7 protein-coding genes are annotated in these 11,442 nt (G+C 72.2%); 5 read left to right on the forward strand and 2 right to left on the reverse strand.

What is annotated here, in order from left to right; translation table 11 throughout:
* From PROKR_RS05485 to PROKR_RS05500, 4 genes are all read left to right on the forward strand, one after another.
* The coding region (locus PROKR_RS05485) for a LamG-like jellyroll fold domain-containing protein (protein WP_211240035.1) at window positions 1-3,673 on the forward strand (3,673 nt) is incomplete at its 5' end.
* A 213-nt stretch (window positions 3,674-3,886) separates the two neighbouring features.
* Complete coding sequence (locus PROKR_RS05490) at window positions 3,887-4,858, forward strand: alpha/beta hydrolase (RefSeq protein ID WP_036960363.1); 972 nt, start codon at window positions 3,887-3,889, stop codon at window positions 4,856-4,858.
* Between the two features lie 71 nt (window positions 4,859-4,929).
* On the forward strand, window positions 4,930-6,036 hold the full coding sequence (locus tag PROKR_RS05495) for a CdaR family protein (RefSeq protein WP_036960365.1): 1,107 nt from the start codon (window positions 4,930-4,932) through the stop codon (window positions 6,034-6,036).
* A gap of 133 nt (window positions 6,037-6,169) precedes the next feature.
* A complete protein-coding gene (locus PROKR_RS05500) occupies window positions 6,170-8,695 on the forward strand; it encodes an amylo-alpha-1,6-glucosidase (RefSeq protein ID WP_084800262.1) in 2,526 nt (841 codons plus the stop codon).
* Between the two features lie 103 nt (window positions 8,696-8,798).
* Here PROKR_RS05500 and PROKR_RS05505 read toward each other — a convergent pair whose 3' ends face one another.
* Both PROKR_RS05505 and PROKR_RS05510 read right to left on the reverse strand, forming a co-directional pair.
* Window positions 8,799-10,343 (reverse strand): GntT/GntP/DsdX family permease, encoded by a 1,545-nt coding sequence (locus PROKR_RS05505; RefSeq protein WP_036960371.1) that lies wholly within the window; start codon window positions 10,341-10,343, stop codon window positions 8,799-8,801.
* Window positions 10,343-10,915 (reverse strand): gluconokinase, encoded by a 573-nt coding sequence (locus PROKR_RS05510; protein ID WP_084800264.1) that lies wholly within the window; start codon window positions 10,913-10,915, stop codon window positions 10,343-10,345. Before PROKR_RS05510 ends, PROKR_RS05505 begins: the two co-directional genes overlap by 1 nt.
* 176 nt (window positions 10,916-11,091) lie before the next feature.
* Between PROKR_RS05510 and PROKR_RS05515 the strand changes: the two genes are divergently transcribed.
* Window positions 11,092-11,442 (forward strand): FadR/GntR family transcriptional regulator (locus PROKR_RS05515; protein WP_169736332.1); only part of this gene is annotated, 351 nt, incomplete at its 3' end.

The following is an 11,442-nucleotide window of genomic DNA, read 5'->3' on the forward strand; positions in this document are numbered from 1 at the left end:
CACCGCCGCCGCCACCACCCCCGCCACCACCACCGCCGCCACCACCGCCGCCGCCACCACCGCCGCCCAGCAGCTCCCCGCCCCCGACCTGCGCTACACGATGGACGACGTCACGGGCGCCGTCGTCCCGGACTCCTCCGGCAACGGCCTGGACGGCGCGATCACCGGCACCACGAACCTGGTCGACGTCGAGGGCGGCGGCACGGCGCTCGATCTGCCGGGCGGCGAGGGCGGCGGCTACGTGACGCTCCCGCGCGCCGCCCTGGACGGGGCCACCGACCTCAGCGTCTCGGCGCGGGTGCGCTGGGACGGCACGGGCGGGGCGTGGCAGCGGCTCTTCGACCTGGGCACGGACTCCACGCGCTACCTGTTCGCGACGCCCTCCAACGGCGACGGCCGCCTGCGTACCGCGCTGACGACGAACGGCGGGGGAGGCGAGGTGCAGGTCAGCGGGTACGGACCGCTGCGCGCGGGGGAATGGGTGACGCTCACGGTCACCCTGGACACGGCGGCGGACCGGCTGACGACCTACCTCGACGGTGTCGCCGTCGGCTCGGCGCGGTCGACGGTGCCGGCCGGCGATCTGCTCACGGGCGCCGCGCGGTCCGCCGGCTACATCGGCAGGTCGTTCTACCCGGACCCGCTCCTGGACGGTGCGATAGACGACTTCCGCCTGTACCGCGCCGCGCTGAGCGCGGAGCAGGTGGCAGAGCTCGTGGGTGAGGAAACCCCGGACATGGTGGAGCTGACCAACGACACCTTCGAGGTGCGCACGACGGTCGCGGCAGCGCCCGACCTGCCCGCGGCGGTGCGGGCGTCGTTCAGCGACGGCTACGACCGGGACGTGCCGGTGACCTGGGACGAGATCGACCCGGCGCGGTACGCGCAGCCGGGCGAGTTCACGGTCGCCGGCGTCGCCGCCGGCGCACCGGTCACCGCGACGGTCACCGTGCACCGCGGTGAGCTGCGGGTCGACCTCGGCGCCGAGACCGGCCCGTTCCACGGCGGCGCGTCCGGCACCCTGTACGGCCTGTACGGCGACGGCCTGCCGAGCGACAACCTGATCGAGGGCATGGGGATCCGGACGGTCTCGACGAAGGCGCAGGACGGGCCCCAGCACCCGGGCGCCGACGCGCTCGAGGTGGTGCGGCCGCTCGCCGACGCCACGGACGGCGACGTCTACGTCTACATGACCGACATCCACCGCGGCTTCCCGTACGAGTGGCCGGGCGACACCCCGCAGGAGAAGCTCGACACGTTCGTCGACAAGATCGCGATCCAGGTCGACCAGGTGCTGGAGCTGCCGGAGGAGTACCAGGACAACGTCGTCTTCGTCCCGTTCAACGAGCCCGAGGGCAACATGTTCGGGACCGGCCAGTGGAGCTACGACGGCACCTCCTGGCTCGACGACGGAGCCGACTACTTCGCCGCCTGGGACCGGGTGCACGCGCTGATCAAGGAGCGCATGCCGGACGCGCGTATCGCGGGCCCGAACACGAGCATCCTGTACAGCCAGGTCAAGGGCTTCATGGAGCACACGGTGGAGGCCGGGACCGTTCCCGACGTCATCACCTGGCACGAGCTGTCCCACCCGGAGAAGATCCGCGAGTCCGTGGCGACCTACCGCGGCTGGGAGGCCGAGGTCTTCGCCGGCACCGACCTGGCCGGCACCGAGCTGCCGATCAACATCAACGAGTACGCGTTCAACTACCACACCTCGGTGCCCGGCCAGATGATCCAGTGGATCTCGGCCATCGAGGACTCCAAGGTCGACGCCGACATCGCGTACTGGAACATCGACGGCAACCTCTCCGACTCGGCCGTCCAGTCCGACCGCGGCAACGGGCAGTGGTGGCTGTTCAACGCGTACAGGCAGATGAGCGGGAACACGGTGGAGGTCACGCCGCCGTTCCCCGGGGAGAACTACACGCTGCAAGGTGTGTCCACGGTGGACCGCGACCGCGCGATCTCGCGCACCATCGTGGGCGGGGCCGACGGCGCCGCGCCGGTCGAGCTGGTGAACGTCCCCGACGCCGTGTTCGGCGGCGACGTGCGTGTCACCGTGCGCGAGATCCCCTGGACCGGGCAGCTCGGGGACTCAGCCCAGCCGCGCCACCTCGCCGAGCTGACCCTCCCCGTGACGGACGGGAAGGTCGCCGTGGAGTTCGACGGCACCTCGCTGCCGCCCCTCAAGGAGTCGTCGGCGTACGAGATCGTCATGACGCCCGCGGGCGTCGGTACGGCCACGAGCACGGCGCCGACGTCGTGGGAGGGCAGCTACGAGGCCGAGGACGCCATCTACACCGGGTCGGGCTACAGCCTGAACGGCCCGGAGGGCTCGCCGTCCGACGTCGGCAAGTTCTACACCTCGGGCGGGTACGACGTGGGCGGGCTGCGCACCGGCTCGGACGGCGTCCTGGACTTCGAGGTCACGGTGCCGCAGGACGGCACGTACGACCTGTCGGTCTTCGCCAACAGCCTCAACACGTACGACGCGGTGGCCGAGCAGGGCCCGACCAACGTGTTCGTCCGGGTCGACGGGGCTGCCGAGCAGGAGCTCCACCTGCCGCTCGGCTACAAGTGGGTGGTCTGGGACCACGCCGACACCACGGTCGACCTCACGGCGGGCACCCACACCCTGTCGCTCGCGGCGCGCAGCCTCGACGGCACCGGGGTCACCCGGGGCGACGCGATCCTCGACCGCATCACCCTGGCCCTGCCGAGCCCGGACGCCGGAACCTCGGTGTACGAGGCCGAGCACGCCACGCTCGACGGCGGGCGCGCGCTGTACGAGGCGCCGCGCGGCGTCCGCCCGGCAGATGTGTCCGGCGCCGGCGGCGTCGCGCTGGGCAGGGGCGAGACCGCGACGTTCTGGGTCTACGCGGCCGAGGACGGCGAGGCGACGCTGGACGTCGACACGTTCGGCAAGGGCAAGGGTGCCGGGCCCGGCGGGGGCAGCGGCAAGAACAGCGGCAGCGGCAAGAGCAGCGGCGGTGGGCGGAGCAGCGGTTCGCTGACGGTCAACGGCCGCGACGTCCTCGACCTCGCGCGGGCGGACGAGGTGGCCGCGCACCTGAACGGCGGCGTGAACAAGGTGGTCGTCACCGGTGGCAGGCACGGCGTCGTCGTCGACCGGCTGACCACGACGCCCGGGACCGGTGTGCTCGGGGCGACGGACTACCAGGCCGAGGACGCCGAGCTCGCCGGGTCCGCGACCGTCGTCGACCTGTCGCTCGCCGAGGGCGGCAGGGCCGTGACCGACGTGGGGGGAGATCCGGGCAACGGCAGCACCCTGACGTTCCGGGTCGACGCGGACCGGACCGGTCCGCACGCCGTCGTCCTGCGGTACTCCAACCCGGAGCAGTCGCCCGCGTCGCACTACAACCCCGACCCGATCGCCCGGCGGGCGGACGTCTCGGTGAACGGCGGGGCATCGGTTCGGGTGCTCTTCCCCCACACGTTCCACGAGAACAACTTCTGGGAGAAGACCGTCGTGCTCGGCCTGGAGGAGGGCCGGAACAGCATCACGCTGAGCTCGCAGGAGGCGCCGAACTTCGACGGCACCACCTACGCCTCCGACGTCTGGCCGGACTTCCCGCTGCGGTCGCGGTGGGCACCGGTCGTCGACCGGATCACGGTGTCGCCGCTGGCGGCTCCTCGGCGCACGAGGTGACGGCGGGCCGTCGCTGACACAGGCCGACGGGAGGAGGGGCCGGTCCGGGTCGCGGGCCGGCCCCTCCTGCCCGCCCGCCGGACGGCGGGTGCGGGGCCGTGAGAGTGCCTCGTTCGGCGGATGTCATCCGGGTGGCCCGGAGCCGAGACTGGTCTCTACCGCGTCGCGCAAGCACCGTGAACGGAAGAACCGTCGCTGAACAAGGGAGTTCGCATGACCAAGACCGTGAAGAGGCCGCCCTTCGACCCCGAGCTGGAGGCGGTCCTCGCGCTGCTGTCCGACCAGATGCCGCCGACCATCACGCCCGAGATGATCCCCCTGCTGCGCCAGGCGGCACCGGTCTCCGACGTCAGCGTGGACGACGTGCTCGCGACGGCGGGGATCGTGCGGCGGGACGTGACGATCCCCGGGCACGACGGCGACGCGATCGAGGTGAGCGTGCTCAGCCGCGAGGGCCGGACCGGCATCGGGCCCGGGGTCTTCCACACGCATGGCGGCGGGATGATCATGGGAGACCGGTTCGTCGGGCTGGACCAGCTGCTGGGCTGGATCACCGACCTCGACGCGGTGGTCGTCACCGTCGAGTACCGGCTCGCGCCCGAGTTCCCCGACCCGTACCCCGTCCGGGACTGCTACGCGGGCCTGCGGTGGACCGCCGAGCACGCCGAGGAGCTGGGTATCGACCTCGGCCGCCTGATCATCGCCGGCGCGAGCGCCGGAGGCGGCCTCGCGGCCGGTACCGCGCTGCTCGCCCGGGACGAGGGCGGCCCCGCGCTCGCGGGCCAGCTGCTGATCTACCCCATGCTGGACGACCGCGACCAGACGGTGTCCAGCGCGCAGATCGACGGCGTCGGCGTCTGGGACCGCGGCTCGAACGTCACCGGGTGGTCCGCGCTGCTCGGCGAGCGGAGGGGTACCGAGGACGTCTCCGTGTACGCCGCGCCGGCGCGGGCGACCGACCTCAGCGGCCTGCCGCCCGCCTTCATCGACTGCGGGAGCGCCGAGGTGTTCCGCGACGAGGACGTCGCCTACGCCACGGCGCTCTGGGCGGCCGGCGTGCAGGCGGAGCTGCACGTGTGGCCCGGAGGGTTCCACGGCTTCGACCTCATGGCCCCGCACACCGTCCTCGCCCAGGCGATGCGCGCGGCACGCGACTCCTGGGTGGCGCGCACGCTCGGCGTCTGACCCGTGTCCGACGCCCGCGTGCCGCTCGTGCGTCCCGCTAGTGTGTGGTCCACACGCGCGATGGAGCGAAGATGCAAGAACTCGTGGGTCGTCTGACGGCGCTGGACCCCGAAGCCAGCGAGTCCCTCAAGGTCGTGGCCTACTTCGACGTGCTCGTCGCGGGCGGCGTCGGGATCCCGGCGCTGCTGCGTGGGGCGGCGGTGCTCAGCGGGGCGGTCGCCGGCGCCGTCGTCGGCCAACGGACGTACCGCGTGGGGCCCGACGGCGGCCGGCTGCCTGAGGGCGCCGTCGTGGGTCCTGCCGCTGCTCCCGCCGCTCCCGCCGCGACCACGAGTCCTCCGGAGCAGCGGCTCTCCCGCCCGGTCGCCGACGGACGTGTCTGGATCGAGCGCGCGGGTTCCGCCCACGCCAACGACGACATGGTCGTCGAGCGGCTGGCGCTCGCCGTCGACCTGGTCCGGGCACGACACGACGGCGAGTCCGGCAGCTCCCTGGCGACGCTGATCGACGAGACCCGGGACGTCGGCGAGCGCCGGATCGCACTGTCCCGGCTCAGGCTCGACCCGGCGCGCGCGTACCGGGTCGCGGCGCTCCCGGCCTCGCGGGACGTGGCGGCCGCACCGTCGGGAACGGTGTCGGGAGCGGTGTCGGGAACGGCGTCGGCAAGCGCGTCGGGAACGGCGTCGGGCGCGCCGTCGACCGTCGTGGCGACGCCCGACGGCCTGGTCCGTGCCGTGGTGCTCGGCCGGGACACCGAGATCACCGGGCCTGCCGGTCTGGGGCTCGTGCAGCCCGCCGACCGCCTCGCGGAGTCCTTCCGGACCGCGCTCCTCGCCCTCCGGCTGTCCTCGGGGAGCGGCGCCGTGGTCGACGCAGAAGACCTCGGGGTCGTCCTGGCCGCCGTCGAGGCGCTCGAACCCGTCGCGGCCCAGCAGCCGGACGTCGTCGCCCTCGCGCGGCTCGACGCGCGGACCCGTGCGGTGCTCGACGAGCTGGCCGCTGCGGAGAGCGTACGCGCCGGGGCGTCGGCACTCGGCGTGCACCACTCGACGCTCCAGGCGCGCCACGATGCTCTGACGACCGAGCTGGGCTACGACCCGCGGTCGCTCCAGGGCCGAACGCGGTTCCAGCTGGCCCGTCTCCTCCTGCGCCTCACCGAGGCCCACCCGGTCGGCTGACACCGCGCAGGCGCACCGTCTGCGGGTCCGGGATCGTCGGCGTCCCTTTCCACGCACTCTGCACTTGTATGTCATGTGACCAGCATCTACTGTTCTCGTTGTTAGCGTTCACATCGACGTGAAGGGTTCATTGATGAGCCGACGAACGACTGCCAGGTTGTCAGCCGCCCTCATGGCCGGCGCCCTGGTCACCGTCCCGCTCTCGGCGGGCGCGCTGGCCGCCGGCGCCAGCACCGGCACCGCCGTCACGCAGTCCGCGGAAGCCGCCGGCACCGGTGCCGGCTCAGCGGACGACGAGTACGCCCCGCGCTCCCTCCCGTTCGCCCTGCCGGGCTTCAAGGAGCAGGAGTTCGACGGCGCACTCCTGGTCGGCGAGGGGCATGCCCGGTTCTCGCTGGCGTTCAACATGGTGACACCGGCCGGCCGGGTGCTGGACGACAACATGGTCCCGTGGATCAAGCGCATCGGGACGGTCACGCCCGACGGCTCGTACTACGAGATCGACATGACCACCGACAACCGCAACATCACGCCCGAGACGATCGGCGCCCTGCGCGCCGTCCTGGCCCATCCCGAGGACTGGTCGGAGGCCGAGGTCGCCGAGGCGCGCGAGCAGCTGCCGGTCCAGGAGGCCGCGTACGCGGCCGTCCTGCGTGACACCCGGACTGTCCGGCTGCGGTTCTCCACCACGGACGACGGCGAGATCGTGGGCTCGGCCACCGCACTCACCGACGACACCGAGGTGTTCTTGCAGGCCAGTCCGCCGTGGTCGGAGCCGAGCGCCTACCGGCCCGACGGGGAGCGCTCGATCGTCGCGACGTCGGCGGGTGTGCGCGACGCGTCCCAGGTGGGCAGCTTCCGCCTCGACTCCACCGTGACGCCTGAGGAGACCACCGGCTACGCGAGCGTCGCGGAGCTGCTCAAGGGCCTGGCCGGCAAGGAGTACGCGGCGGGCGAGGGCGCCGTCGCGCAACGGTACGCGCTCGACAAGGGCGAGACGGTCGCCTTCCACGCGGCAGTGTCGACCGAGGCTCCGCCGCGGTCGCACCTGAGCACCCGGGACGTGACGCGGATCCTGGACCGCGCCGAGGCCCGGGCCGACGACGGCAACCTGAACGGCCGTGGTCCGACCGGCAGGGCCGCGACCTACCTGCGCGACGCCATGTCGCTGAACGACAACTGGGACGAGAAGTACGACCGGTCGTTCGTCATGTGGGGCCTCGGCGGTGGCGGTGACGACATCTTCCTCGGCTGGGACTCGGCCTGGGACGCGATCACCGAGCTGAGCGTCGACCCGGCCACGGCGCTCGACCACATCCGTGACTTCTACGACCAGCAGGGCCCACGCTACGACCAGCTCCACGCCGGGCCGATGCACACCTACGCCGCCTGGCGGGCGTACACGCGCACGGGGGACCGCAGCATCCTCGAGCTCGTCTACCCGATCATGACGCAGTACATCGAGCGGATGCCGGAGTTCGACACCGACCAGGACGGGCTCCTGGAGAGCCCGTGGGTCGAGGACCGCCGCGGCGGCCGCGGCAACCACCTCGGGCTCGACGACAGCCCGCAGTACTGGAACTACGTCGAGATCCCGCGTGACGGCGGCACGGACACGCGCGAGAACACGAACCTGACCGACGTCGCGCTCAACTCCTACTACGGGCTCATGGCCGAGAACCTCGCGCAGATGGCCACGGAGCTCGGAGACGCCGCCGGGGCCGAGCGGTACGCGGCGCTGCACGAACGGCTCGAGGTGCGCATGAACGAGCACCTGTGGAACGAGGAGCGCGGCCTCTACCTCAACCGGTACCTCGACGGCACGTGGGAACCCACCAACACGCCCACGGTCTTCTACCCGCTGTTCGGCGGGCTGGCGACGCCGGAGCGCGCGGAGATCCTGGTGCGTGACCACCTCCAGAACCCCGAGGAGTACGGCGGCGAGTTCGTGATCCCGAGCGTCGCGCGCAACGACCCGGCGTTCTGCGCCGGGCGGGCCAACCCGTCCACGGAGGCATACCGGTACTTCCAGTCGCCCGGCGAGGAGGACTCCTGCGAGGAGTGGCAGGGCGCGGCCTGGCCGCCGATGAACGCGACCGTCTACGACGGCCTCAAGCGGTACGGCCTGGACGAGGCCGCCGCCGAGCTGGCGACGAAGTCGACCAGGATGTGGCTGACCTCGTACGAGGAGATCGGCTGGTTCCCGGAGTACTTCGACCCCGAGCCCGGCCAGCTGATCAACAACGTCGCGACCGACACCGCGTGGCGCACCTACTCGTGGTCCAACCTGATGCCCCTGATGAGCACGCAGGAGCTCATCGCGGACGAGCCGTGGGGCGACCCCGCCGGCTTCCGCTTCGGCACGCTCGGCCTGCCCGGCACCAACACGGTCTCCGAGGTGCCCCTGAAGGGGCACGCGTGGTCCGTGACGGCGGGCCCGCGCTCCACGACGCTCGAGCGGGACGGCCGCACCGTGGTGCGCGCCGTGGGCGGCCGGGTGGTCGCCCGGAACGTGGTGCTCGACGCCGCGCGCGGCTCGGGCGACAGGAACGGCATGGAGGTCACGGCGACGTCGCGCACGACGATCACGGTGACCGTGCCGGGCAAGGCTCCGCGCGTGTTCCGGGTCGAGAAGGGGGACACACGCCTGACCTGGTGACCGAGGCCTGTCAGATCTCGGCTGATGTGTCGGACCCTCAGGTCACCACGGTGACCTGAGGGTCCGACACATGCTGCGGGACTCTGCCGGCGCGGGCTCCGCGCTAGACGAAGATCCCCAGCAGCAGGACCACCAGCAGGGCGACCACCGAGAGCACGGACTCCATGAGCGACCAGGTCTTGAAGGTCTGGCCGACCGTCATGCCGAAGTACTCCTTGACGAGCCAGAAGCCGGCGTCGTTCACGTGGGAGAGGAACACCGAGCCCGCGCCGATCGCGAGCACGAGCAGGGCCGCCTGCGTGGGTTCCAGGCCCGCGGCGAGCGGCGCCATGATGCCTGCGGCGGTGATGGTCGCGACGGTGGCCGAGCCGGTCGCGATGCGGATGAGCGCCGCCACGAGCCAGCCGGCGAGCAGGGGAGTGATCCCGGCGTCGGCGATGCCGGACGCGATGACGTCGCCGACTCCCGAGTCCACGAGCGTCTGCTTGAAGCCGCCGCCGGCGCCCACGATGAGCAGGATCCCGGCGATCGGGGCGAACGACGAACCGACCAGGTCGCCGACCTGCTGCAGCGTACGGCCGACTCCGGTGCCGAAGGCCACCAGCGCGAACAGCGACGTGATGAGCAGGGCGACCAGGGGCTCGCCCAGGAACTCAAGGATCGTGCCGTAGCCCGTCGAGGTCGCGCCCGCGACCTCGACGACGGAACGCGCGAGCATCAGGATCACGGGGAGCAGCACGACCAGCACCGAGATGCCGAACGACGGCTTGCGCAGGGTTGTCGTGCCCGTGGTGCTGCCGGTCGCGGTGGCCGTGGCGGTCCCGGCGTCGCCCTTGCCTGACCCGGAGCCCGAGCCGGAGCCCGAACTGCCCGTGCCGTTCGAGCCCGTGCCGCCCGTGACGTCGTCGGGCACGCCCAGGACGGTGGTCGGCGGGTCGAGCCGGACCCAGCGAGTGAGCGGGATGGCGAGCAGCGGCCCGGAGATGATCATCGTCGGGACGGCGACCAGCAGCCCGAGGCCCAGCGTGAGGCCCAGGTTGGCGCCGAGCGCGTCGATGGCGAGCAGCGGTCCGGGGTGCGGTGGCACCAGGCCGTGCAGGGCGGAGAGCCCGGCGAGCGCCGGGATGCCGACCAGGATCGGGTTGGCGCGCATCCGGCGGGCCACGATCATCACGACCGGGATCAGCAGCACGACGCCGACCTCGAAGAACAGCGGGATGCCGACGACGAAAGCGATGAGCGCCATGGCCCACGGCAGACGCTTCGCGGGCGTCCGGTCGAGGATCGTGTCGACGATCTGGTCGGCGCCGCCCGAGTCGATGAGCAGCTTGCCGATGATCGCGCCGAGCGCGATGAGCACGCCGACACCGGCCACGGTGGTGCCGAGGCCCGCGGTGAAGCTGGTGAACGTGTCGGTCAGGCCGGTCCCGGCCACGAGTGCGAGCGCGCCCGAACCGAGCACGAGGGCCAGGAACGGGTGCATCTTCAGCCACACGATGAGCCCGACGATGACGGCGATGCCGATCACGGCGGCGAGCACGAGCTGCGACGTCGACGCGGTCGGTTCGGCGTCCGCGGCCGCGGCGGCGACGGGGAGGGCAGCGGGGAGAGTGGTGGGCAGGACGGAGGAAACAGCGGCGTTCAGCATCAGTCGTCCTCCCCCAGGCGGCGCAGGATCTCGTCGACGATCTGGTCGGGCCGGGGCGTGATGTCCACGCCGAACCCGGGCTCGTCGTCCTCGAGCGGCTCCAGGGCGGCGAGCTGGCTGTCGAGCATCTCCGGCTTCATGAAGTGCCCGGCGCGGCCCTGGATGCGGTTACGCAGCAGGTCGTACGAGCCGGTGAGGTGGACGAACCGCACAGGGCCCGTGCTCTCGCTGCCGGCGGTCTCCAGCAGGTCGCGGTAGCTGCGGCGCAGGGCGCTGCACGGCACGACGGCGCTCCGGCCCTCGTTCAGCTCCTTGGCGAACCAGTCGCGGATCCCGCGCAGCCAGGGCCAGCGGTCGTCGTCGTCCAGGGGATGGCCCGCCGCCATCTTGGCGACGTTCGCGGGGGAGTGGAAGTCGTCGCCCTCCGCGAACGACGCCCCCAGGCGCCCGGCGAGGAGAGCGGCGACCGTGGTCTTGCCCGATCCGGCCACTCCCATCACCACGATGGCCTGTGGTGGGTGGTCGGTCCCGGCGGGGCTGGCCTCGCCGCTGCTTGTCTGGGTCGAGAACATCTCTGTCCCGGTGACGTCTGTGTCCATGGCACCTATCTTCACCCATTGATGACACCATTCGCGCGTGATTCATGTCACCAATGGTGTGACCAATGGCGCGCGGGTCCGCCGGGGAGGTGGGCGGCCGGCTGGGGGGCCGTCCGGCCGGTCGATGTGCCGCCAACTATCCTGTGAGCATGCCCCCAGTGCTGCACAGCCCCGTCCTCGACGCTCTGGGCCGGCGCATCACCGGTGGTGAGCTGCCGGCGGGTGCCGCGCTGACGCTCGACGGCATCGGTGCCGAGTTCGGGGTGTCCCGCACCGTCGCGCGCGAGGCGATGCGCCTGCTCGAGGGCCTCGGGCTGGTCCGGTCCGGACCCCGGGTGGGGATCGTCGTGCTGCCGCACTCGTCCTGGAACGTGCTCGACCCCCGGGTGATCGCCTGGCGCCTCGATGGTCCGGGCCGCACGTCGCAGCTGCGGTCGCTGACCGAGCTACGGCAGGCGGTCGAACCGCGCGCCGCGGCGGGTGCGGCCCGCGGCGCGACG

Source organism: Promicromonospora kroppenstedtii DSM 19349, assembly GCF_000515355.1.
In the GTDB taxonomy this organism is placed as follows: domain Bacteria; phylum Actinomycetota; class Actinomycetes; order Actinomycetales; family Cellulomonadaceae; genus Promicromonospora; species Promicromonospora kroppenstedtii.

Excerpts from the sequence above, each read along its gene's own strand:
- PROKR_RS05510 (WP_084800264.1), bottom strand. The coding sequence starts at position 10,915 with ATGTTCTCGACCCAGACAAGCAGCGGCGAGGCCAGCCCCGCCGGGACC.
- PROKR_RS05505 (WP_036960371.1), bottom strand. The coding sequence starts at position 10,343 with ATGCTGAACGCCGCTGTTTCCTCCGTCCTGCCCACCACTCTCCCCGCT.
- PROKR_RS05495 (WP_036960365.1), top strand. The coding sequence starts at position 4,930 with ATGCAAGAACTCGTGGGTCGTCTGACGGCGCTGGACCCCGAAGCCAGC.
- PROKR_RS05500 (WP_084800262.1), top strand. The coding sequence starts at position 6,170 with ATGAGCCGACGAACGACTGCCAGGTTGTCAGCCGCCCTCATGGCCGGC.
- PROKR_RS05490 (WP_036960363.1), top strand. The coding sequence starts at position 3,887 with ATGACCAAGACCGTGAAGAGGCCGCCCTTCGACCCCGAGCTGGAGGCG.